The 23733-nt window shown below is 45.1% G+C and carries 22 protein-coding genes; 5 read left to right on the forward strand and 17 right to left on the reverse strand.

Features of this window, described 5'->3' with window-relative positions; genetic code table 11:
• From FGT79_RS10215 to pyrF, 5 genes are all read right to left on the reverse strand, one after another.
• The coding region (locus FGT79_RS10215) for a cadherin-like beta sandwich domain-containing protein (protein ID WP_171056158.1) at positions 1-1581 on the reverse strand (1581 nt) is incomplete at its 3' end.
• Between the two features lie 203 nt (positions 1582-1784).
• Entirely contained in the window at positions 1785-2381 is a 597-nt protein-coding gene (locus FGT79_RS10220) for a TetR/AcrR family transcriptional regulator (RefSeq protein ID WP_171056159.1), read from the reverse strand.
• Complete coding sequence (locus FGT79_RS10225; protein ID WP_138752554.1) at positions 2368-2700, reverse strand: hypothetical protein; 333 nt, start codon at positions 2698-2700, stop codon at positions 2368-2370. Before FGT79_RS10225 ends, FGT79_RS10220 begins: the two co-directional genes overlap by 14 nt.
• Positions 2701-2797: 97 nt before the next feature.
• The gene (locus FGT79_RS10230; protein ID WP_138752555.1) at positions 2798-3493 is read right to left on the reverse strand and encodes a VOC family protein; all 696 of its coding nucleotides are present in this window, start codon (positions 3491-3493) and stop codon (positions 2798-2800) included.
• Positions 3494-3628: 135 nt separating this feature from the next.
• Positions 3629-4549: an orotidine-5'-phosphate decarboxylase gene (gene pyrF, locus FGT79_RS10235; RefSeq protein WP_171056160.1), complete on the reverse strand. Its 921-nt coding sequence runs from the start codon at positions 4547-4549 to the stop codon at positions 3629-3631.
• A 253-nt stretch (positions 4550-4802) separates the two neighbouring features.
• Between pyrF and FGT79_RS10240 the strand changes: the two genes are divergently transcribed.
• A complete protein-coding gene (locus FGT79_RS10240; protein WP_138752557.1) occupies positions 4803-7490 on the forward strand; it encodes an S-layer homology domain-containing protein in 2688 nt (895 codons plus the stop codon).
• Positions 7491-7587: 97 nt separating this feature from the next.
• Here FGT79_RS10240 and FGT79_RS10245 read toward each other — a convergent pair whose 3' ends face one another.
• The 4 genes from FGT79_RS10245 to FGT79_RS10260 form a co-directional block, all read right to left on the reverse strand.
• Positions 7588-7983, reverse strand: coding sequence for a spore coat protein (locus FGT79_RS10245; protein WP_138752558.1), 396 nt, complete (start codon positions 7981-7983; stop codon positions 7588-7590).
• 35 nt (positions 7984-8018) lie between these two features.
• Positions 8019-8243 carry a hypothetical protein gene (locus tag FGT79_RS10250; RefSeq protein ID WP_138752559.1) on the reverse strand — a complete coding sequence of 75 codons (225 nt, stop codon included), beginning with the start codon at positions 8241-8243 and terminating at the stop codon, positions 8019-8021.
• Positions 8244-8471: 228 nt separating this feature from the next.
• Positions 8472-9140, reverse strand: a complete 669-nt coding sequence (locus FGT79_RS10255; RefSeq protein ID WP_138752560.1) for a DUF2642 domain-containing protein — start codon at positions 9138-9140, stop codon at positions 8472-8474.
• Between the two features lie 82 nt (positions 9141-9222).
• On the reverse strand, positions 9223-9963 hold the full coding sequence (locus tag FGT79_RS10260) for a hypothetical protein (RefSeq protein ID WP_138752561.1): 741 nt from the start codon (positions 9961-9963) through the stop codon (positions 9223-9225).
• 365 nt (positions 9964-10328) lie between these two features.
• Between FGT79_RS10260 and FGT79_RS10265 the strand changes: the two genes are divergently transcribed.
• Positions 10329-11396 carry a CotH kinase family protein gene (locus FGT79_RS10265; RefSeq protein WP_138752562.1) on the forward strand — a complete coding sequence of 356 codons (1068 nt, stop codon included), beginning with the start codon at positions 10329-10331 and terminating at the stop codon, positions 11394-11396.
• A gap of 19 nt (positions 11397-11415) precedes the next feature.
• On the opposite strand, the gene cysK is transcribed toward FGT79_RS10265, so the two are convergent.
• The 5 genes from cysK to FGT79_RS10290 form a co-directional block, all read right to left on the reverse strand.
• Positions 11416-12333 (reverse strand): cysteine synthase A, encoded by a 918-nt coding sequence (gene cysK, locus FGT79_RS10270; protein ID WP_138752563.1) that lies wholly within the window; start codon positions 12331-12333, stop codon positions 11416-11418.
• A 24-nt stretch (positions 12334-12357) separates the two neighbouring features.
• On the reverse strand, positions 12358-13557 hold the full coding sequence (locus FGT79_RS10275; protein WP_246096256.1) for an MFS transporter: 1200 nt from the start codon (positions 13555-13557) through the stop codon (positions 12358-12360).
• Positions 13558-13682: 125 nt separating this feature from the next.
• Positions 13683-14303 (reverse strand): hypothetical protein, encoded by a 621-nt coding sequence (locus FGT79_RS10280; RefSeq protein ID WP_138752565.1) that lies wholly within the window; start codon positions 14301-14303, stop codon positions 13683-13685.
• Between the two features lie 112 nt (positions 14304-14415).
• The gene (locus FGT79_RS10285) at positions 14416-14838 is read right to left on the reverse strand and encodes a DUF350 domain-containing protein (protein ID WP_138752566.1); all 423 of its coding nucleotides are present in this window, start codon (positions 14836-14838) and stop codon (positions 14416-14418) included.
• 47 nt (positions 14839-14885) lie between these two features.
• Positions 14886-17252 carry an endonuclease MutS2 gene (locus tag FGT79_RS10290; RefSeq protein ID WP_138752567.1) on the reverse strand — a complete coding sequence of 789 codons (2367 nt, stop codon included), beginning with the start codon at positions 17250-17252 and terminating at the stop codon, positions 14886-14888.
• A gap of 202 nt (positions 17253-17454) precedes the next feature.
• On the opposite strand from FGT79_RS10290, the gene FGT79_RS10295 reads away from it, so the two are divergent.
• Positions 17455-17814 carry a phage holin family protein gene (locus FGT79_RS10295; protein ID WP_138752568.1) on the forward strand — a complete coding sequence of 120 codons (360 nt, stop codon included), beginning with the start codon at positions 17455-17457 and terminating at the stop codon, positions 17812-17814.
• Between the two features lie 213 nt (positions 17815-18027).
• Positions 18028-18411 carry a plastocyanin/azurin family copper-binding protein gene (locus FGT79_RS10300; RefSeq protein WP_138752569.1) on the forward strand — a complete coding sequence of 128 codons (384 nt, stop codon included), beginning with the start codon at positions 18028-18030 and terminating at the stop codon, positions 18409-18411.
• Between the two features lie 185 nt (positions 18412-18596).
• Here FGT79_RS10300 and FGT79_RS10305 read toward each other — a convergent pair whose 3' ends face one another.
• From FGT79_RS10305 to FGT79_RS10315, 3 genes are all read right to left on the reverse strand, one after another.
• Entirely contained in the window at positions 18597-19433 is an 837-nt protein-coding gene (locus FGT79_RS10305; RefSeq protein ID WP_138752570.1) for a carbohydrate ABC transporter permease, read from the reverse strand.
• Complete coding sequence (locus FGT79_RS10310) at positions 19430-20311, reverse strand: carbohydrate ABC transporter permease (RefSeq protein WP_138752571.1); 882 nt, start codon at positions 20309-20311, stop codon at positions 19430-19432. The genes FGT79_RS10305 and FGT79_RS10310 overlap by 4 nt, the downstream gene beginning before the upstream one ends.
• A gap of 86 nt (positions 20312-20397) precedes the next feature.
• The gene (locus FGT79_RS10315) at positions 20398-21762 is read right to left on the reverse strand and encodes an ABC transporter substrate-binding protein (RefSeq protein WP_138752572.1); all 1365 of its coding nucleotides are present in this window, start codon (positions 21760-21762) and stop codon (positions 20398-20400) included.
• A 170-nt stretch (positions 21763-21932) separates the two neighbouring features.
• On the opposite strand from FGT79_RS10315, the gene FGT79_RS10320 reads away from it, so the two are divergent.
• A complete protein-coding gene (locus tag FGT79_RS10320) occupies positions 21933-23732 on the forward strand; it encodes a sensor histidine kinase (protein ID WP_138752573.1) in 1800 nt (599 codons plus the stop codon).
• Position 23733: the final 1 nt, after the last annotated feature.

Genomic DNA, 23733 nt, shown 5'->3' on the forward strand with positions numbered 1-23733 from the left:
AATAATCGTGTATTCGCTCACTGTGGTGCCATCTTCGGCCGTTGCGTTGACGGTAATCGTGTTCGGTCCAACAGTAAGCGAAGACACGGTAGACGCGCTGCCGCTCGTTGCGGCTGTGTTATTTACTTTCAGCATTGCTCGACTGTTATTGACGGTTGGTGTAACGTCAAATGAGGTGACGCTATTTGCGACGCTTGCCGTATATGTAAGCGTGCCTGCAGCAAACGTCTCATTTAACAATCCTGGGCTAACCGCAAGCCCACTTAAAGCCGAATCGGTATAAGGAGCACGGGTTACCTTAATGGTGTAGTTCCGCGTTGCACCGTTAATCGCAGTCACGACGACTGGAACCGTATTATCACCTTTACTTAACACGATGGGAGAAGATGCGATGCCGCCAGGTACACTTGTACCGTTGACAGTAACGCTAGCCGAACTGTCACTCAGCACCGGAGTAATCATCGTTGAAGTGACGCTGCTCGCCACGCTTGCCGTGTATTCTAGCGTATTGGGCGAGAATGGCGCAGGACTAAGCGATATTCCGCTTGCTGTCACTGTGGACAATCGGTTATCTGGTGACCCTAACGACTGCTTCCAAATCGTATCGTATTCAGGATCGTAGGGCGGACTTTGGGCATAAGTGCTCAAATAAAGCGCTCCCGTATAATCAAACCCAATATTTGCAGGGGCAATTGCGCTCGCGTTACCCGTGAAATATACCGAGTCTTCGTTTAAACTCGAATCAAAGCGGGTCACAAGACTGCCATTGCTGCCGTTGAGCGCCACATACAAATAACCGTCAGAATGCAATCGTAATCCTTTAGGCCGACTGATTGCTTTGATCAATGTGCTCCCATCCGTCTTCCATTTAATTATTTTTCCGGTTGAACCTACATTATTGCCTATGAAGACGCCGGAGCTGTCCGCGGCAATACCGAAAGGTGTATCGATTGTCGCGTCTATGGCTGGATCAGGGTCTAGATCGCCTGACCATACCACCGGGTTGCTCGTTGAACTGAATGTTGACACATCAAATTTGAGAACACGGTCGGCATTCGTGTCCGCGATGTACAAATCATTGCCGTACACGGCGATTCCTTGAGGGTAACTAAGTCTCCCTACCGAAGGAACTGTGCTATTTCCGTCCCATTTGATCATATTATTAAACGTATAGCTTCCGCTCGAAAAGGAAACATCAAATCGGTAAACGTACCACTTATCCGTTACATATACATGTCCTGCTCCATCGAATTTAACAGCTAGGGGCTCAGCGAAGTTGCCCGGGGAAGCTGTTAACGTCATCCCTGTCGTATTCCCGTCCAAGTCATATATTTTGACTGTAAAAGTGCTCTCATCTGTTACGAACAAATAACCGTTGACGGGATCGACATCCATCCCGAACGGTTCAAAGCCAAGAGCTGATGGATGACCGGCCCCGGCGCCCATCCTCCAACTAGAAGCTGCAAATGCTGTTTGACTAAAACTGGACAATAACTGTACCATTATTGCTATAAATAATACGATTGCTAGAAAAGGCCTTACCTTTTTCCGCATGCCGGTCGAGCTTCGAATGATGTCCAAAAATCTCTCTCCTCTAATCATATTCTCTTGAAATTTTGTTCGTAACCGTTTGAACGATGAGTAGACTATCAGACTGACTCCCGAAAACGTATCCCGCTCTATTTAAATACATTCCATATAGTATATAATATTTGCCACATAAACCATTCGTCAAGAAAATTGTTCTAAAACTGGAATGCAGATGCAATTACAGCATTAATGCTTCAAGACATCAGCTTAACTAGTCCGTTGATATGCGCCCCCGGGTTGGTGCCATCAAATAGAAGTGAAAAAACCGCATAGCCTTCGTTAAAAGCAATTACTTGTATCGCTATGATATGAGCATCTTTTTCCGGAGGAATCCATCCTTTCTCCTGCAAGGTGATCACTAAAGCTTCGATCCCTGCAATCCAATTGCGATATTTCTCCTTGAGCATGCCGTGCATCTCAGAATCGTGCTTGGTTTGCTGGTAGAAATCAATCAGCACCACAATCCACTTATCGATACCTTTTACCATTTGCCCAAGCTGTGAAAGTGTAATCAAAAGCACTTCTTCAAGTGTTGTATCTGCAGTATTGTATTGTTTCGGGATATCTGTCCAACCATTCGTTAACTGAATCTGATAATCAAGCACATGCATGAATAACTGCTCTTTGCTTGTGAAATGGCCGTAAAACGCCCCCTTCGTATGCCCTGTTCGCGCAACAATATCTCCTAGAGTCGTAGCCGCATATCCTTTTTCCGAGAAACAGCTCATACCAGCTTCAAGGAGCAATTGATAGGTAGCTTCTCTTTTTATCTGAAATTTATTTTTTGTCAACAAAGCCACCTCCATTTGTTTTGTGCTTTAACTTTCTTTTAACGTAAATACCGATAATACCGATAATTATAAAGCTTCCTCCGGCAACTGTCATGACAATAAAATTAGTCATAATCAAATCGTCATCACGGCCATTTCCTACTGGTCCTGTTTTAGGTTTATAAGCATCAAAATAAAAATACACAGCCAACATTGTCAATATAATACCTAAAGATAAATTAAAAACGGATACCCAGGTTTTATATTTATCTGGTTGTGTCATGAGCAGAATTATATTTTGAATAATCACCGAAGCCAAAATTATGCCAGTGTATATCACCTTTCATTCCCCTCCTCCAATATGAAAGACACCAATAACCGTTTCACCATCTGGCTCATTTACAGGAAAATACAGTGAACATATCATCACTCTTATATCATGTAAGCGGAGTCCCTATTACACTTAGACTGTATGGGTATTGTCCAAGGACAAATACACCTTCAGGCGTTCCTTCAATTGTAATTTCTGTTTTGAAAATACTCGCTTTTTTATCTGAACCAAGCCAGGCTCTATGATTTGCAGACAAAATAAATAATCCTTCTTCATCACCAATCGCAGCGAATGTTTCGTAGCTATCCTTATATCCGTTTATGATATAATTTGTTCGCATAGAGTCTTTCATACTTGTTACATCATTCACGACAAGACCGATTTCACTAATCCTTAATAGTTCTTTGCCTGTAAATGGAGCAAGTATTGCGTTGTCATGATTATGTCTAGCGATAAACTCTACTATATTTCCTGCCGGATCATAGAAATAGATGGATGTTGCATGCCATGTTTTGGAGTAAGCCTTGAATGTATTGTCGGGCAATATATTTAACGTAACCCCGACTGAATCAAGCCATACTATTGCTTCATCAATCTTGTTCTCCGGGATGTCAAAGGCGAAATGATAAAAAGGATTTTCCTCGGCATGATCTGCCAATTCGAAGATCAAGTCTGAATGTCCGACTTTTACAGCAAATGTTTCACTAGAGTTCTCTTTCAAAGTCAGTCCAAACACATCTGTATAAAATCTATGAAGCTGTTTTAATTGTTTGGTGAGTAATTTAATGCTATGTATCCGCAAGGATAGTCACTCCTTTGAATATTACTTAACGATTCCAAGGTACACCCAACTAAAGTTGCAATACAATCCAGCAGTAACGTGCTGGCCCGGCCGGGAATGTGCGGATAAATTCCAATATTTTTTAATGGCATCCCACTACCTATCTTTATGGAATCTAACCTCATTAATTTGTTCCTTCGCATTTGTCGCTGCTTCTGTAATGTATCTGGAGATGTCAGCCTTCGTTGTTTTTCTCCAATCCCCCTTTTGGTTCATATAGGAGTAGATAATACCCCTAGAAGACGATATAACTGCACCAATACCATGCTCATCAAAAAACACACCTAAATCCTCAGCCTTCCCTCCTTGCATCCCAAACCCGGGAACTAGAAAAATCGAATGAGGTAACGTCTCGCGTATTTTCCTTGCTTCTTCTGGATAAGTAGCCCCGACAACCGCACCAATGAATGAATAATGATTAGCTCCAACTGTCTCGCTTGCTAATGTCTCAAGCTTCTCCGCCAACTTGAAGTAGAGCAAGTTTCCGTCCTCCAATTGCAAATCTTGTATTTCAGAGGATGAAGGGTTAGATGTCTTCAGAAGTATAAAGAGCCCCTTATTATATTGCTCCGCTGCTTCAATAAACGGCATATATCCATCACTGCCTAAGAACGGATTAACGGTAACCATCTCACCTGCAAGCGTCCCCTCACCTAAAAAAGCACGAGCATAAGCTGCTGATGTCGAACCAATATCACCGCGTTTGGCATCGTTAATGACGATTAGTTCCTTCGATCGCGCATAGCTTATCGTATCCTCCAAAGCCTTGATGCCGTAGCTTCCATACACCTCGTAATATGCGAGCTGAGGTTTAATCGCTATTACATGATCGGCGACTGCATCAATCACCATTCGATTAAATGCATAGATTGCAGCAGCTATACTCTCGTTCGATGAGGAATCTACATGCTCAAGCATTATATCAGGAAAATATTGAATATCCGGATCTAAGCCAACGACTAAAACACTATTTTTCTTAACTCCCTCATCAATCAATACATCAGCAAAATTCCGCACATCAAATACCCTCCCTATATCTCTATCATTATCCATTATAAGTAAATCAACCAATATGTGCCATAGGTTTTTATCATCTACATTCACATAGATCGTTTGTTTTACACCCAATAGATCTATTTATATATCATTATAAATCTAATTTATCATTCACATTTACAAAACTTATAAATGTTATAAACAAAACGATAACACTTTATTGATAACCTTACATGGCTGTACGAAAATAATATTTATAAAAAAGGAGAACAAAATGTTTAAAAATTGGAAGATTTGTTTATCAGTTCTATTATCTACTGCGTTACTGCTTGGCGTTGTCGGCCAACCGGTACAGCAGGCACAAGCTGCAGAAGCACAGCCTATTATTTGGATGCCTAAAAATGCGGATTGGAAGTATCTCGATACAGGTGTTGATCAAGGCAACACTTGGCGAACGAGCTATGAGGATAAAAACTGGGCAACCGGCCAAGCTCCGCTTGGATTTTCCGCCACAACGACTAAGTTCGGTAACTTGAATACAACGATAAGCTTCGGTTCAGATAGTGCAAATAAACATACGACTTCTTATTTTGTCACGAAGCTTCAAGTCGACCTCGATGAAATAAACAGCTATGGCCAGCTGCTTGGTAATTTCGGAATCGATGATGGAGCAGTTATGTACGTGAATGGTACTGAGGTGTACCGTGCTGGTATGCCAGAGGGAACGATTACTTATTCAACCTTCGCAACATCAAATAAATCGAATCCGGTGCTCTACAATGAGATCGATTTGACTGCGCCGCTGAAAGAGAACCTGCAGGATGGGGAAAACATCATCGCCGTTGAGGTTCACCAATCCACACGCGGAAGCTCAGATTTGTACTTCGATATGGAGCTGACCGCAATGCTTAGTGCACCTCCACTGGAAGTAAGCAAAGTAGTCGTTACGTTTAATGGTGATCCGAAAACCTCCAAAGGATTTGTCTGGTATACGCCTTTGGACTCAACTCACAGTGATCTAGAGATCGTGGAAAAGACAAGTATGCAAGCCGATTTCACGAATGCTCAAGCCTTTACTGGCAGCACTAGCGTAGCAACGAATTCGATTGCCGAGCATGTTCATAAGGCCGAAGCCAGCGCTTTGAAAGCCAATACCGAATATTTCTTCCGTGTTGGTGACAAGGACTTGAATATATGGAGTGAAACAGGAGTATTCGAAACTGCTCCTGCACAGCATGTTCCATTTACTTTCATTGACCTGTCAGATACACAGGCGAAGGAAGAATATGAAGCAATCTTATCAGGTCAAACGCTCGCGAAAGCGATGGCAACCATTCCTGATGCTAAATTTGTTGTCCATAATGGCGATGTTGTCGAAAACGGAAATGCTGAGGAGGAATGGAATTGGTTGCTCGGCCACTCCCAGAACAGTCTGATGCATACAACGATTGTTCCGGCAGCAGGCAATCATGAGCCAAGCGGCAGCTCATTCTATGAGCATTTCAATTTGCAGCAGGCTAAGAATTCGGCTACCGTATCCGGTGCCTATTACTCCTATGACTACAGCAATGCGCATTTCATCGTGCTTAATACGAACGAGAACTCTACTGATTATGCCAACATGTCTGTAGAGCAGGTAGAATGGCTGAAGCAGGATGTAGCAAAGGCAAGAGCCGCAGGTACTGAGTGGATTATTCTCAATATGCACAAAGGCCCTTATACGACAGCAAGCCATGCAACGGACAGCGATATTATGGGAGCTACTGGACTAAGAACAAAAATTGCACCGCTTATCGCGGAGCTGAAAATCGATCTGGTGCTTCAGGGTCATGATCATATCTACGCGCGGACCAAGCCGATCAAATCGGACGGAACGGCAGAGGATGTAGAAAAAGTAACAGAAACGCTGAATGGTGAATCGATTGAATATGCCGTAAAACCAGATGGAACGATTTATTTGATTCCAGCTACAGCTGGAGCAAAGGTGTACAAGAAAAATACAAAACCACAGCTTGGCGACGCTTATTTCGATCTATTTGAGCGTTCCGAGGAAAGCCACTCGCAGAAGTACGCAAATACGCCGGCTGGGGTAACGGGACAAGTACAAAACTTTGTGGGCATTACAGTTGATGGCGGCAAGCTGACGGCCGTAACCTATGAGATCGATCAGAACCTTAACGATGCAAAACCGTTTATTATCGATCAGTTCGGTATTGTTAAGCAGCAGTTAACAGAACCGACAACACCGCCAGCGACAAATCCACCTGTGACAGAACCGCCAGTGACAACGCCGCCGGCAACGTCACCGCCAGTAACTGTTCCAGTGGCAACGCCGACTCTAACGCCAACAGTTACGCCAAGTCCAAGCCCAGTTGCAACACCGGTTACGGGTGGAGGAGAAACGGTTAATCCGGCTCCAGAAACAAGCTTCGCTGATACCAATGGGCATTGGGCAGAGGCTGCAATTAAGAAAGCAGTTGCAGATGGATTAATAATGGGCTATAACGACAATACCTTCCGTCCGAATCAAGTTGTAAACCGAGCAGAATTTGTAACGATTCTCGGTCGTGCGATGACTTTGGAGGCAACAGGAAATGTACCCGTCTTTAAGGATATGGACAAAATTCCAGTCTGGGCGCAAAGTCATGTAGCTAAGGCTGTGCAAGCTGGTATCATTAACGGTTATGAGAACGAAACGTTTGGTCCTTCCAACTCTTTGAATCGTGCAGAAATGGTTGCCATGATTGTTAGAGCCGCTGGCATTCAACCAGACCCAAATGCTGTCATTAGCTTCGCTGATGCGCGTGATATTCCTGCGTGGGCTGTACCGTATGTAGCGACTGCCAGTAAGATGGGACTTGTGGGTGGTGTAGGTGGAAATCGCTTTGCTCCGCTGCAAAGCGCAACGCGAGCACAGGCACTCACTATCATCATGACATTACAGAATCAATTGGGTAAATAATCGATCAGTTAATCAGCATGACACACAAACGCTCCTTGGACAGACGGTAGTCACAATACCGTCTGGCTCAAGGAGCGTTTGTTCCGCTTTATTCGGGTTACATATAATACGGTTGATTACCTTGTTGCTGATTGGATTGCTGCATTTGCGGCGTATAGAACGTTTGATTTTGTTGTCCACCAAGCGTCTGCTGCAAAAATTGATTTGTTTTTTGTTTCATTTGCTGGTATTGCTTCGCTTGCTTATCAAGCTCTTGGCGAAGCACCGGGGATGACGTATTGTACATATTGGCTTGCTGCATCGCTTGGAACATCTGCCCTTGAAGAGCTAGTGTACTGTCTGTCAGCTTCGTGAACAACTGACGAATATCCGGACAGGTCGACTCTGTTGCGGCAGTTGCATATTCACGGACGATTCGCTTCAAGTCGGAGAGGATGCCTCCAGCCAAATCTTCTTCTGTGAGAACGAATTGTTTTTGCTGTTGCTGATACATATCGACTTACCTCCTATACATCATGTAGTACTTCATTATTGCTGAGGCTGTGTGGGAGCCATTTGTTGATGGTGCGATATCGCATGCAGCAAAGAATCGTAATGCTGCTGATGCGTTTGGATCATTTGGGAGCATAGGTTTTTGAGTGCAGGAGTAGTACCTGTTGCTACCAAAGCCGCACATTGCTTAATTTGTGCATCTTCGTTCGACATCGAGTCTGCAATATATTCCAGCTCTTTCCCAGTCATTGGCTGAATCATAAATCATCCTCCTTCTTTCATCATGCAATGCTTGAAGCACATCTGAATCCATTATTTTCGTGCCAAACATAGGATGAGCTGTTTTACCTTTATTTATGTATCGTTATCCATTAAGAAGCTTTCCTCATGAAAAAGTTTGACAGGGACTTCTTTGATCGATATATCCTATCGCTAAGCAAAAAAAAGATGCTTCCGCCTTTATAACAGCAGAGCATCTTCATTCCAGCTTTAAGGAATATGAACGGTCTTCACATGATCAAAGTGCAGGAATACGGCATTTCCGCTGGCATTAGCCAGCTCGATCATATTTTGATCAACGTTTTTGAGCACTCCAATTTTGTTAGAGTTCTCTCCTAAATCAAGCACAACAAATTCACCAATTAGTTTGCGAAGCTGTTGATCGAGGGTTCTTGCCAATGTTAGCGGGGAGGGCTTCAGAGGAAACTGCTCAGGCGTTAAGGTGTAAGGCGTTACGTTCGGCGTATAAGGAATCAAATATTTCATATGATGCAGCGAAACGATTACGGTATGATAGACAGGCGAGTAGAAAACAAAAAAGTCGTTCATCACTGTTGTCAAATAGCCATGGATGGATTGATTTCCTGTAATATAAATTTCGGAGAACATACCTTTAGCATTCATTAACGTTTTACGATAGGAGACTGGCTCATTATAAGGCTCGAAAGGCGTCTCTGGTACCTCATAGCTTTCTTCATTATCCCGCGTCGACAGCCTTAATTGCTGCAGATGGATGAGCGGAATATACAGAAATTGCGTTCCATTATGCAGTACTAATATATCTTGACCAAATTCAATCAGTTTACCTCGTATAGGCGCTACTTTTCCTGAAATCTCCAATTCGACCTGCCGGTCAAGCAGCGGATGACGGGTTTTCATGCGATCAACCTCCTCTCATCCGATTAGGACGGAGTCAGGCAGAGAGCTTGCACTCTGCCTGACACCAACCCATGCAATAGCCTTACTTAACCGATCGACGTGTCGTTTTGGAAGCTGACTTAACGGAAGCTGCGTTTGCACGGCTTTTTCCGCCGCTGCGGTTACCTTGTGATTTGTTGCTTTTGTTGTCGTTCTTATTGTCGTTCTTATTGTCATTTTTGCTGTCATTTTTGTTTTTGTCTGAATTGTTAGCGTTATTCGAGTTGCCTCCAGAACGGCCGCAGTTCACTTCTTTAATGGTTCTGATGTGATCCGTTTGAATTTGAATCGCTTCTCTGCCTGATACCACTAGCACAGAGTTATTATTCACTTGAGCTAGGAAGCCTTCCACTTTCTCAGGACCTCCCCAGTTTATTTGCACGAACGACTGATTCAATGCACGAATTACACCTTGGAAGTTGTTTGCTTTAATAAAGCTTGGATCACGATGTCCGCTTTTATGCCCACAACTTTTGTTGCCGCCGCTTTTATTGCCACCACTTCTGTTCCCACCGCTTCTGCTGCAAGCCATTTCAGTAATACTTTTAACATGGCTATCAGCAATATAGACTACGCCTTCTCTTGTGCTCACTACAAGATAGTCGCTTTTCACGGCAAGCAGTTTGCCATAAATGGAGTCTGGACCGCCGCGATTGATTTTAACATTTTTGCCTACCAAGCTTTTAACAAAATCATTGTTTAGACCGTTACTACGATGACATCCGCGATTATCGTTCGTGTCCATTTGACCAGCAACATTCTGACGATTACAGCAAAAACTCATAATTAAATCCCTCCGATAATATCATTAATAGATTAAAGTCTTACTGAGAGAGCGACATTCCACCAACTATTGTCATCCTTGCTTTTTCTAGCTCTGCATCCCTCCCAAACATCGTTCACTCCATCTATCATGATGCTCGATATGTAATATATTTATATGTATCCCCTATGGTAGTGGTACTAGATTACTATCTATTTATTTAAACTTGTGCAGTCCTTCTCTATGATTAGTAGAGTCCAGACCATGAAAGCCGCCCCTTATTCCCAACTGCACTGTGACCATCTGGGCTTGAGCTGAATACGGTAATAGATCAGAAGCCTATCGTTACGCGGTGGGCTGTATCTTATGCCTCGGGAGATGGTTGAATGGCTGCTGCCTTGCCTGTGCGCACAATTCGTATCAATGACGCAGACTTGCAGGAAATAAAGGGGAATGCTTGGGGTCAAGCCTTCAAGCCGGCTGATCTTGAACGGGAGGACGCCACATACAAAGTGACTTTTGGTTTAAGGGGTGGGCACACGCGCAATTACTCTAAAAAGTCATATGAGGTTCGTTTGGAGGATGGAAGAACACTGCATTGGAATGCCGAATACGATGACCCTTCTATGATTCGCAATGCGCTCTCCTTTCATTTTTTCAATGAGATCGGAGTCCCCTCGCCTCGAACTAATCATTTCTGGCTAATCATAAATGGAAATCCTCAAGGTGTTTATTTGGAGATTGAGGCTGTTGATTCTCTCTTCTTCAAGAAAAGAAACATTCGCAACCGTTCCCTGCTTTATGCAGTGAATGACAGTGCTAATTTCAGCTTGATCGACCCGATAACAAAAGATAAGAAGCCTTCTATATTCGACGGTTATGAGCTCAAGCAAGGTAAAACAGGGACGAAAAGCAGACTCGTATCATTCGTACGCAATTCAAATCGATTGTCCGGAGCTAAACTAAGCAGACATACCGCGAGTAAACTCGATGTGTCGCAATATTTGCTATGGCTGGCTGGTGCAGTACTGACGGGGAATTATGATGGATTTGACCAAAACTACGCGCTCTATGAGCTTCAATCAAACGGGAAATATAGAATTATTCCGTGGGATTATGAGGGAACCTGGGGAAGAAATTGCTATGGAAAGCCTTGCGGCAGCGATCTCGTTCGGCTGCAAGGATACAACACCTTAACAGAGAAGCTGTTCACGCTGCCTGCTTGCCGCAGGAAGTACAAATCTATTGTGAGAAATTTGCTGCAACACTCTTTTACTATTGAAAAGCTTGAGCCCGTTATATCCAGTATGTACGAGCGGTTGTCCCCAGCGATCAGAAGTGATTACACACGAAAGGCAAGCTATGATACTTTCCTATCAGAGCCTGCCTTCTTCCGTACTTATATTGAGGAACGACGCGCTATATTGAAACGATCATTGCAAAAATGGGGATAAGTGCGCTACTCTAACGTGCTCAGAATATATCCATGCTCATGTAACGCTCGCCTGTATCTGGCGCAATGCACAGTACCCGTTTCCCAGTACCAAGCCGCTTCGCAATCTGCATCGCAGCCCAAACGGAAGCTCCTGAGGATGGACCAAGCAGAAGGCCTTCTCTTGTAGCAAGCTCCCGCATTGTCGAAATCGCGTGATCATCAGTTACTTGGATAATTTCATCATAAATTGAAGTGTTAAGAATGGAGGGCACGAAGCCGGGGCTTGTGCCTACCAGCTTATGCGGCCCCGGTACACCGCCTGATAATACGGGGGACCCTTGCGGCTCTACAACCGCTACGTATACATTCGGCAACGCTTTTTTAAGCGCCTCACCTGTACCTGTAATGGTGCCTCCTGTACCCGCGGTAGCCACGAAAGCATCGAGCTTGCCGTCCATCTGCTCGATAATTTCTATCGCCGTCGTTACTCGATGAATATGGGGATTCGCATGGTTCTCGAATTGGTTCGGAATGTAGCTTCCTGGCCTGCTCGCTTGAAGCTCTTCCGCTTTACGAATCGCACCTGGCATCCTTTCAGCTGCAGGAGTAAGAAAGACCTCAGCTCCATAGGCCTGCAGCAGCTTAATACGCTCAGCAGTCATATTGTCAGGCATAACCAAGATCATCTTATAACCTCTTGCTGCCGCGTTCATAGCTAATCCAATTCCAGTATTGCCGCTTGTCGGCTCAATAATCGTATCGCCTGGTTTGATTAAGCCGCGCTGCTCCGCATCATTAATGAGTGACAACGCTGCACGATCTTTCACGCTGCCGCTCGGATTGAAACGCTCCAGCTTGACGTAAACTTCTGCGCTGCCCTCCTCAAGGAGCCGATTAAGCTTAACAGCAGGCGTATTCCCGATTAATTGTGTAATATCGTTCACGATTCTTGGCATTTGCGATCCTCTTCTCCACTTATATTAAGCTCTCTGCTCCTTCAAAAACGGCTTCATAAACCACCAGCCCGCGATGGGAACAATACCTACTGCAAACAATAACCATGTAATGGCGACTGTTGAATGATTAAGTGGCAGTACGATTAAGTATGATGATAAACCAATGACTCTTCCAAGCACCAAGCCTGCTTCGCGAAGCACAATAAATTCTTCCCGCTCCCGTGCGCTCTCTTCTGATTGTCCAATTAGATCGAACACTCTAGAGGTCATCGGAATAATGTAAAGCGGCATGAATAGTGACGTTCCGATTCCGAACATCAACAATGTGCTATAGGTTACCTTCCAGAACAGAGGCAGAATAACGATGCCGATCATTATAACACCGATCAGCATGGCCAGCTTTCGATTGTTTTTATTCAATCGTTTCCCTACCAGCCAGAAGCTGACAAGCGCAACGAGAGAAGTCAGCAGAGAATAGGTTCCCAGCTTGCTCTCGTTCTGTGTAGCTACATATACCGTAAGCCCCACAAGAAACATAAATACCCCTTCGCGTACACCTTGCGCCGCAATAGCGGGAAACATTCTCCGCCACGGGTTGCCTTTCTGCTTCAACTGCCGCAACCCATGCATCCAGCTATAGCTGCCTTCTACATGCCGCTTCTTGAGCCAGAAGCTGAGCACAACACTCATGGAGAAGATAATCAGGGATATAGTAAATATCAGTCGGTAGCCTTGCTCGCCTTGCATCGACGTAATAAGCATACCTGACACCCATGGCGCCGCTATTCCAGCTGCAGAGCCTAACAATCCCGACCAGCCATTGAAGCGGTCGCGATTGTCCGGATCAGTCACTTCGAAATAAACAACATTGAACGCGATCCAGAAAAAACCGAGTGCCATGCCGTTTAGAACACCTAGCGGTAGGAAATACAGCTTCGCTTTTTCTCCCAGCAGCAGAACAGCACAATAAAACAGACCTGACAAAATAATACCTGCACGCAGGCTATTCATTTTATTATGCTCTTTCACCCATTTGCCCGCTACCCAAAACGTTAAGCCGCTCATGACGTATTGCCCCATGGAGAACCAGCCGATTAACGTATAAGACTGGCTGGCCTTCCATAAATACACAGGAACGAAGGTTCCTGATAATGCATTTGCTATGCCATACAGTGCTTGAACGATGAGCAATAATACAGCTTGCTTGTCTAAGGTTTTTGCCAAAACGTTGCCTCCTGCCAAAAGGGAAGGACATGAAGCCATGTCCCTCCCTTTGCTTATCGGAATTACGTTTGATAAGATTCCCTTTTTGGCAGCAAGCCATGCTTAGCTCATTCATTATGCGCAAACTATTCTTCTGGCGTTAAGCGACTTAGCATCCGTTCACGATCGCTAGGACTCAGTAATGAAGAGGTATGGTAGCAAGCTGGGCACACATACAAAATCAGCTTGAACGGCGTAGTAAGCACCGGCCCTCTAAGTGAAGGGGCAATTCTTGATTCGAATTGCTGCTCTCCTACTAGCTGTTCGCCAGCTTCAATCATGTAAGAACGGCAAACCGGACATTCCGGCAGTTCGTCCTGATCATCCAGCACACGCTGTACCGTCTCTTCAACCGCGAACCTTGCCGTATCCGCGTTGCGATAACCATCAGCCTCATTCAACCAGCTTTTGTGGTCTGGATCAGCGGAAGCTTCTTCCTGTTCCTCTTCAAGCTCATCCTCAGCCCATCCCTCTTGCTTGGAAGAAGAGTCGTATTGCTTCGCTGCCCGGTGCGCATCGTTGATTTTCAAAGCTTGAACGGCCCGCTCATGCTCGTCAGCTTCAACCTCATCCTCATCATAGCCAAGCTCTATTGTCCGGTAAGCGCTAAGCTCATTATCACAGTGTGGACAGCTCGTTTCAGGACCGATCTCCTCATCCCAGACGATTTCAGTTAAACACCATGGGCAAATCAAATGCTCTTCCATTGTTGGTCTTCCTCTCTAATTGTTCAATAAATAAAAAACGCCAAATGCAAAAAACAAAATAGCGACTACGATTAGAATTTTCCATAAATAGTTCAAAATAGCTTCCTCCGGATTAAATAATGACCGTTGCTCCGATGACGTATGATAATGATACCGAGATGATCATCGCAATGAGCCCAACTGCACGGTTGTCACGAGCAATTTCATCGTCAATTCGGAAAACAGGCGTTAGAAATTCGAATAAAAAGTAGGCGGCCATCAAGATGACGAACCCGAATGCTCCCCAGATCAGGCTTTGGTAAACCGAATCATTGGACTCAATCGAAAACCTGAAAATATTGCATATCCCAAAAATTTTGCCGCTTGTTGCCATTGCAACGGCCACGTTGCCCTTCTTGATCTCGCTCCAGCATTTGTATCTGGTCACAAGCTCGAAGCAGGATAAAAAAACAATAAGAGACAAAACGGTCACTGACACATAAACGAGTGAGGCCGCATACGGATTGCTAAGCAGATTGTCGACTTCATTACTCATTCCATGTTCCTCCATATCAGGCGAGTTTAGGCTTATCAGATCGTCAGTTACTTGAGCTCTGCAACCGTCACGCCGACGCCGCCTTCTCCATAATTGCCTAGTCTGAAGCTTTTCACATGACTATGCTTACGCAAGTACTGCTGAATACCTGTACGCAGAACGCCAGTGCCTTTACCATGAATAATCGCTACCTGTGCTAGGCCCGACAAGAATGCCTCATCTAGGAAACGGTCAACCTCAAGTATCGCTTCTTCAAGGTTCTCACCTCGCAGATCCAACTCCATTTTGAAATGTTCGTCCTTCGAGCGTTTGAGACTAGCTGCTTGCTTAGGCTGCTGTGTTTTGGCAGACGATGCTGCTTTCAGCAGCTCCAAATCATCCAGCGCAACCTTCATCTTCATGATACCCAGCTGTACGGTGGCATCTGAGCCGTGAATTTCTACGACTGTACCCTTTTGATTCAAGCTGTATACCGTCACTTCATCGCCTGCTTCAATTTTCGCAGCTTTGGTGGCTGTATGAGTACCTCCGCGTTTCGATTTCTGAACCTCCGGCGCAGCTTCATCCAGCTTGCGGCGAGCTTCAATCAGCTTATGCTCCTTGACTGAAGCGCCTTCTTCCAGCGCCAGCTTGCGCAAATCAGATATAATTTGCTCCGCCTCACGCTTCGCCTTCACGACAGCCTCGCGTGCCTCCTCTTTCGCTTTCAGCAGCAGCTTCTCCTTCTGCTCCTCGAACCGCTGGCGATCTGCTTCATGACTTGCCCGCAGCTTCTCCATCTCAAGTCGCAGCGATTCAGCGGTCTGACGTTCGGTTTCAGCTCCCAGACGATTCTCTTCCAGCGAGGCGATCATATTCTCAACCCGTTGATCCTCTTCGCTTACTTCGCCCCGGGCATGCTCAATAATGGAGCGTGGAAGTCCAAGCCGCTCAGCGATCGCGAATGCATTGCTGCGTCCCGGCACGCCGACAAGCAGACGATAGGTTGGGCTGAGAGTAGCCACATCGAACTCCATGCTCGCGTTAATTACACCTTTGCGATTATAAGCGTATGCTTTCAGCTCACTATAATGCGTGGTCGCTACAATTCGGCTTTCCATCGCATGCACGTGCTCCAGAATGGCAATCGCAAGCGCAGAGCCCTCAGCAGGGTCAGTACCCGCACCTAGCTCATCGAGCAGCACCAAGCTCTTCGAAGTCATCGTGCCTAGAATTCGGATGATATTTTTCAAATGGCTGGAGAACGTACTCAAGCTCTGTTCAATGCTTTGCTCATCTCCGATATCCGCATAAATGGCATCGAACACGCATAGCTGGCTGCCATCCTCTGCTGGAACGAATAAGCCTGACATTGCCATTAGACTGAGCAACCCAATTGTTTTCAATGAAACAGTTTTGCCTCCCGTATTCGGCCCTGTAACGATAATAGCCGTATACTGATTGCCAAGCTCAACATCGATCGGTACGACTAGCTCTGCAGCGATAAGCGGATGGCGCCCACGCTTCAGCTTAAGGAAACCTCTGTCATTCATACGCGGCTGAGTCGCTTTCATCCCATGAGCGAGGCGTGCCTTCGCATAAGCAAAGTCAATACGTCCCAGCAGGTCTAGGTTGAAGATCAGATCCTCTACGTAATCCGAAGCCAGCGCAGTAAGCTTCTGCAATATCTTCTCAATTTCCCGCAGCTCGCCAGCCTTCAGCTCACGCAGCTTGTTATTCATCGCGACAATCGCTTCCGGCTCGATAAACAGCGTTGCACCTGATCCAGACTGGTCATGTACGATTCCGCCGAAATGGGAACGATATTCCTGTTTGACAGGAATAACATATCTGTCATTCCGCAGGGTAACGATTGCGTCCTGCAGCATTTTTTGTACAGAAGATGAACGCACCATTTGGTCCATTTTCTCACGAATGCGCGATTCGCCGTTTCTTAGCTCTCTTCTAATAGAAGAAAGTGCAGCACTCGCGCTGTCCATAACCTCCGCTTGATCGTCAATACAGTCGAAGATCGCATCCTCGAGCTGCTTATGCTCGCTGATCTGCTCGGCAATCTGCTGCAGCATCGGAATCGGATTGTCTTCGTGAAGCAAGCTGATATGCTTCTTTACACGTCTTCCACCCCGCGAGGTTGCCGCAATGTTAAGCAGCTCCTCCGGATTAAGCGTGCCGCCAATGCGTGCGCGATGAAGCGGTGCTGTAATATCAACTACCCCGCCGAACGGCGCGCTGCCCTTCAAGCGATCAGCTGTATAAGCCTCGTCCGTGAGCTGCAGCGTCATCTTGACCGCATCGAGGTCAGATACCGGCTGAAGCGCCTCCGCAATCGTCTTTCCAAGCGTTGTCGCTGCATGCTGCGTCAATCTATGTATGATTTTAGGATATTCAAGTGTCGTCAAAATTTTGGTGTCCAACAAATAACACTCCTCTCGCCTTCTTATTATAGCTGAACCACGCCGCCGATGCACGAACTGGCGCACCGATTCATACATAAAGGTTGCTCAATTGGCTACAATATGAATGAACGAGCTTTCTTAAATTACAGCTTTCGCTTCAAAGGGCGAAAACCTTCGGCATAACCGAGGTTTTTTCCCACAATTAAAGGAGGTTTGCGCAATGACTTTTTTGGGGCATGTCATCCGATTTATAGTGGCCGCGCTTGTTTTGATGCTTGTAGGATTTATCGTTCCACAGTTTAGCGTCGGCGGTTTCTGGAGCGCCTTTTTCCTCGCTCTTGTTATCGCTGCGCTTGGCTGGGTTATTGAAGGTATATTTGGCAAAAGGGTCACGCCCTTCGGCCGCGGCATTGTCGGCTTCATCGCCAGCGCAGCCGTTATATGGATTGCACAATTCATTGTTGGTGGTGTGACAGTTACACTCCTCGGTGCGATTCTGGCGGCGCTAGTCATCGGGATCATCGACCTGTTCATACCGGTGAGCACACCATATGAAGCAGGCAGACGAGACCGCAGCTAATCGATCAGTTCATAACTAAAGCCCTTGATCGCCTCAGCAGACGATCAAGGGCTGCTTTATGCAATGACGCTGTTTCAATTGTAAGAACAATTAATTCACAGCTTATTCAAAAGTTTGTCATATCCCGAGGCTGATTGTACAAAACTTTAGGCTACAATAGAGATAACTCAGCGAGTCAGCAATTGCTGGGAATAGAAGGGGGAAACACTACTCATGAAAAAATGGTTACTATTCGCCAGCGCATTATGCCTAGTATTCGTACTCGCAGCTTGCGGAGCAAACACAGCCAAAGAAAATAACCAAGAAGCAAATACAACTGCAGCAGACAGCGGCTCGGCTTCAGAGCTTGTCGTTACAGCAAGCAACTGGAAATTCGACAAGCAGGAATATAAAATCAAAGCTGGCGAAACGGTTAATCTTAAACTAGATTCCGTTAGCGGCCTGCATGGCGTACAGATCCAAAAAACAGACTACCAAATTGCCAATGGCAAAACAGTAGCTGTCAACATAACCGAGCCAGGCAGCTATGAAATGATATGCACTGTGCCTTGCGGTGCTGGACATAGAGAAATGAAAGCTACGCTAGTTGTAGAATAATGATCGAATACGAAAAGGGCAGTTCAGGGGAAAATTACAACCCTGAACTGCCCTTTTTTAAAATATAAGTTAAAATATAAGAATGTATAAGATTGATTGCTTATAAAGGGCTTATATTTCACCGTCAAAGCTACTTCAGCGTCTTAAAGGACGCCGAAGGCTTTTTTGCTTGTATTTTTTTCGAATTAACCCTTAACAGCTCCAACTGTCATACCGCCGACAAAATACTTTTGCAGGAATAGAAAAGCAACAAGCAGCGGCAGCGCGCAGAGAAAGCAAGCTGCAAATAGAACGTTCCACTGCGTCGGATTCTGCTGATCACCGAGGAAACCGAGCATAGCAAGCGGCAGTGGAGAATCAGCCGCCCTCGAAATAAAGATCATATTAAAGAAATAGTCGTTCCATATCCATACGCCTTGCGTAATGATAACGGACACCGTTACGGGTATAAGCAGTGGGAATACCACTAGCCAAAACCGGCGGAACAGTCCTGCCCCATCAATATGAGCTGCCTCTTCTACTTCCTCGGGAACACCGCTCCGAATAAAGCCCGTGTACAAAAAGGTGGAAAAAGGAAGACTGCATGTAATGAACATAAGAATCGGCGTATACTGCGATGTCGGAATATGGAGCGAATTAATCATCTGCACAATTGGGATAAGTACCATTTGAGAAGGTACGACCAACCCTGATAGGAAAAACAAGTACAGAAATTTGCTCCACTTCGTTTTGAGCCTCGCCATCGGATACGCCGCCATCGCCGCCAGCAAGACGACGAATATGACGGAAATACCGGTTAGTATGATGCTATTCATAAGCGCTTGCGGGAAATGCATGCGCTCGAAAGCGGTTCGGTAGCTCTCAAACGATATTTGGCTGAACAAGTTAAGTGGATTCGTTTTGTTATTCGGATCGCGCAGCGAAGTGGACAACGCGATAATAAGCGGAATCAAGTTGACTGCCATCACTAGAATAACTGCGAGCTGAACTAGCGTTTTTTTGGTCACTGAACCAATTGTCATGCTGACACCTCCCGTTTGTTCATGCGAATAACGAAGGCTGCTGTAAGCACGATGATTAAGGCAAAGGCAATGACGCCTAGCGCTGATGCTTTACCGAACAACTGCTCCGTAAAGGCCATTTTGTAGATCGAATAGATCAACGTATTCGTTGATGTACCTGGGCCGCCATTCGTCATAATAAACGGGAAGTCGAAGGCCTTTAGTCCATTGATCAGACTAAGTGTAACGTTTATCGTAATCGCGGTAGCGAGCAGCGGCAGCTTCACGTGCTGCAAGAGTCGCCAAGGACCGCAGCCGTCCATTTTACCTGCTTCCAGCAAGTCATTAGGTACCGTTTGTAGACCAGCTAGGAAAATAATCATTGTTGTTCCTATGTTTTTCCATATTTCTACTAAAATAATGGCATACAAAGCAGAAGAATAGCTGCCAAGAAAATTCAAATTGTCATCGTTGATACCCAATTTATCCAGGAAGGTAGAGATCATGCCGTAATCCGGTATATAGACATAGCTCCAAATAAAACCGACAACGATTGCACTGAATAGCGTCGGAATATAAGCCAAGGAGCGATAAATCCCTTTCCCTTTCATTTTCATATTTAGGAGCAAGGCTAGCGCAAGTCCGATGATATTGCCCAGCACGACTGTTACGAGCGTGTAGATCAACGTATTTTTAACAGAAATACCGAGTGTATCTCCATTAAAGAGCGCTTTATAATTGTCTAATCCAATATAGTTGTATGCCTGCGAAAAACCGTTGTAATCAGTAATGCTGTATTGAAACAATCGCAGAATCGGAAAGATCCAAAAGATGAGATAAAAGAGGAGTGCCGGTATCGCAAAAAAGTACATTGATTTTTTCATTACAGTCGAATTCATGTTGCTCCATCCTCTCCAGCTAACCTCATACCGACAGGGAAGGCGATGGCCTTCCCCCTCGCTACTGCTATCTATTTAGTTATCGCTTATTTATTTTTCCACAGCTCTTGGAATTTCTCATCCATTGCTTTCGCAACATCTTCTGGCGTCGTTTTTTGACCACCGATGATTTCAGCGAATTTGGCTTGCATGACATCAGACACGCCCGCTGGCCACATTTGGTTACTGAAATATACGGATTTTCCGTTTGTTTGGTAATTTTCGTTCACGGTTTTAAACAGATCATGAGTCAAAGGTACATCCTTATACACGCTGATCGAGCTGTTGGCAGCTACGAATGCTTTGAACAAATCCGATTCTCCATCAAACAAATAGTTCAAAACTTCTTTCGCAGCATCAAGGTTTTTAGATTTGGCGTTGATCCCATAGCCAGCAGCTGTTGCTGCAGATACGTAGGTTGGATTGCCTGCATCGTTACCTGGAAGTGAAGCGAAGCCGCGAGTAAATTCTGCTGCGCCTTTCGACGTCATCGAAGCATAATCCCATGTACCTGTAAACGTCATAGCTGCTTTTCCGTCTATGAACAATTGAGACGCTTGTGCACTGCCTACGCCAAGCGAGTTTTTAACGACATAACCTTTTTCATAAAGCTCTTTGTACATCGATATCGTTTTCACCCATTTCGGATCGTTTAACGATTTTTCGCCGTTTTGCACTTTTACGTCAAAATCCATTTCATCTGGATAAACGACATTCGCTGCGATCGGGTACATACCGAATTGAATGACCCATGGATCTTTGTCGCCAAGCACGATTGGTGTAATGCCTGCGTCTTTCAGCTTCTGACAAGCTTCTAGGAAAGCAGCCCAGTCTTGTGGGAACTCAGTAATGCCTACTTGCTCTAACATTTCCTTATTGAAGTAAACGCCTAGGTAATCCAAGCCTTTCGCTACCGCATAAGGCTTACCCTCATAAGACATATCATCCTTCGCGCCAGTTCCGATATTGTCCCAGAACTTCAGGTCGGATAAGTCAGCCGTAAAGCCTGCTTTGGCGAAATCGATAACGCCGCCAGCTGCGTTTTTAGGGAAAACCAAGAATAGATCTGGTCCTTGCCCTGCTGCGAGCTTCGTACGGACCGAAGTATTGTATTGATCATCAGGAAGCTTCTGTACTTCAAGCGTAATATTAGGGAATTTCTCTTTCACGAGGCGCGGCAGCGTCTCGAGTTCGAAATCCTCGCCCTCCGAAGCTTTGTTGCCTGACAACATCATCGTTAATGTGATTGGCTCCGAAGCATCCACTCCTGCATTCTCACCGCCCGCATTGGTAGTTTCGTTGTTTGCTGGTGCATTCGTCGCATTAGAAGCACCGTTATTCGTACCACAAGCGCTAAGTAGAACGAAGCAAAATACTAACATTGCAAGCCCCATCGTTTTTACTGATTTCATTGTGCATTTCCCCCTGTTTTCGTTGTTTGTGACGCTGCTTGCTCTCTCTTGCATTTTCATAAAACGCTATTGCCTTGAGCACACTTTTATAATAATGTGAGAAACAGTATAATTGCTTTGGCTCATTTGGTGCACTATTTTTAGGTTAGACAAACGAGGAGGATACGTGTATGCTCTTTTTTAATATTAAAACCAAACTGTTTCTCGTACTGGTTCTTGTATCCATTGTGCCCATTATTGTCGTTAGCTTCAGCTCCTATCGCAGCTATACGAAGCTAGTCAATGAGCAAACCTCTCTTGTCGCATCAACAACGATCAACAACTCAGTCAAGAGCATTGAGGATATTTTGCAAAATATTGACCGGATCTCCATTACTGTTCAGCAGCAGTCTTCTACCGCAACCGCTTACAGTACGGTTAGTGACGAGCTGCGGAAGCTTAGAAACACAGATAATCAATATGAAATATTTATTACGAGAGCGAAATTAAAGCTGATTTTCGAAAATATTTTACTGGGTTATAATTACATTAATGGTATTTACTTATTTACACCTGATGGCAAGTTTATCAGCTATGGCAATGGAACGGACCTCATGGTCGACTATCTCCCTCTTGAGGATGATTGGTATAAACAGACTGTATCCAAAAAAGGAGACCTGTTCATCGGCGAGGTTAGTACGAAACCTTACATTATTAATGCCAGCCCCTCTATCGGATTTTCAAGAGCGCTGTACGATCCCAATTCTAATGAGTTTCTTGGTGTCTTTATGCTCGATTGCAGCATGAATATATTTGCCGGCTTAAACCGAAACCCGGCTCCGAGCATTTCGAACATTTATTTGGCGAATGAAAATGGAAAAGTGCTATACGACGGCTCAAGTGGTCTTGCAGGTGAGTATTTACCTGAGGATTTGCTGCATAAGGCGCTGGCGATGAAGGGGTCCCAGCAGCAATTCAACGATTCCTCAAGCTTAACAGTCATTCAAGCGATTCCAAGCAACAATTGGAAAGTCATTGCCAACATTTCCGTAGCCAAGGTCTATGAGCAATACGGCATCTCACAAAAACTCATTATTTATGTATCGGTATCTTGTGCCTTAATCTTTCTTCTGCTCTCTCTCTTCTTGTCCAATTTAATTACGAAACCGATCATTCAACTGACAAAGGTGATGCGCAAGAACAAGTCACAGCGATTCGTCACGATCGAGGCGGACAAAAAAAGAGTCGACGAAATTGGTATTCTCTATCATGAATTCGACAAAATGATGAAGGACATTGATACGCATATTCGTGAGAGCTACCAGAATCGCATTCTGACGATGGACTCACAAATGAAAGCGCTTGAAGCCCAGATCAACTCGCATTTCCTGTATAACACGCTTGAATCGATTAACAGCATCGCCGAAATTGAAGAGGTGGAAAGCATCGTCGTCATGACGAAAGCGCTGGGCGACATGTTCCGGTACAGCATCAAAACCGATAGTGAGCTCGTTTCTGCTGCTGAAGAGATTCAACATGTGGACAACTACATGGCGATCCAGCAAATCCGCTATGGCGATAAAATTACCTTCATTAAGCAAATAGACGATAGCATCCTTCATACCAAAATGTTAAAACTGCTCCTCCAGCCGCTTGTCGAAAATGCGATCTACCATGGTCTCGAAAATAAACGTGGCAAAGGCAGCATTACAATTAAAGGCTTCATGCGCGACGAAATGATCTACTTCGAAATTTACGATGACGGCGTCGGCATGACGCCGGAGCAAGTCACAGAGCTTAAGAAGCTGCTATCTAAGCCAGCTGAATTTTCAACCATAGGACAGCGGTTCAAACAAAGCATCGGCATAAAAAACGTTCAATCTCGTCTAGCTGTTTATTACGGCCTGGAAGACGGCGTGACCTTCAGAAGTGAGAAAAATAAAGGCACCAGTGTCATAATTGCTGTTCCATCTAATTGGGAGAAGAGGTGAC

Origin of the sequence: Paenibacillus sinopodophylli (genome assembly GCF_005930355.1) — a bacterium.
GTDB lineage: Bacteria > Bacillota > Bacilli > Paenibacillales > Paenibacillaceae > Pristimantibacillus > Pristimantibacillus sinopodophylli.

Coding starts and splice junctions, on each gene's coding strand:
- FGT79_RS10245 (WP_138752558.1), bottom strand. CDS start 7,983: ATGTATCAGCAACAGCAAAAACAATTCGTTCTCACAGAAGAAGATTTG.
- FGT79_RS10280 (WP_138752565.1), bottom strand. CDS start 14,303: ATGGAAGAGCATTTGATTTGCCCATGGTGTTTAACTGAAATCGTCTGG.
- FGT79_RS10300 (WP_138752569.1), top strand. CDS start 18,028: ATGAAAAAATGGTTACTATTCGCCAGCGCATTATGCCTAGTATTCGTA.
- FGT79_RS10255 (WP_138752560.1), bottom strand. CDS start 9,140: ATGAAAACCCGTCATCCGCTGCTTGACCGGCAGGTCGAATTGGAGATT.
- FGT79_RS10260 (WP_138752561.1), bottom strand. CDS start 9,963: ATGAGTTTTTGCTGTAATCGTCAGAATGTTGCTGGTCAAATGGACACG.
- FGT79_RS10320 (WP_138752573.1), top strand. CDS start 21,933: ATGCTCTTTTTTAATATTAAAACCAAACTGTTTCTCGTACTGGTTCTT.
- FGT79_RS10295 (WP_138752568.1), top strand. CDS start 17,455: ATGACTTTTTTGGGGCATGTCATCCGATTTATAGTGGCCGCGCTTGTT.
- FGT79_RS10310 (WP_138752571.1), bottom strand. CDS start 20,311: ATGAATTCGACTGTAATGAAAAAATCAATGTACTTTTTTGCGATACCG.
- FGT79_RS10315 (WP_138752572.1), bottom strand. CDS start 21,762: ATGAAATCAGTAAAAACGATGGGGCTTGCAATGTTAGTATTTTGCTTC.
- FGT79_RS10240 (WP_138752557.1), top strand. CDS start 4,803: ATGTTTAAAAATTGGAAGATTTGTTTATCAGTTCTATTATCTACTGCG.
- cysK (WP_138752563.1), bottom strand. CDS start 12,333: ATGCCAAGAATCGTGAACGATATTACACAATTAATCGGGAATACGCCT.
- FGT79_RS10305 (WP_138752570.1), bottom strand. CDS start 19,433: ATGACAATTGGTTCAGTGACCAAAAAAACGCTAGTTCAGCTCGCAGTT.
- FGT79_RS10285 (WP_138752566.1), bottom strand. CDS start 14,838: ATGAGTAATGAAGTCGACAATCTGCTTAGCAATCCGTATGCGGCCTCA.
- FGT79_RS10265 (WP_138752562.1), top strand. CDS start 10,329: ATGGCTGCTGCCTTGCCTGTGCGCACAATTCGTATCAATGACGCAGAC.
- FGT79_RS10250 (WP_138752559.1), bottom strand. CDS start 8,243: ATGATTCAGCCAATGACTGGGAAAGAGCTGGAATATATTGCAGACTCG.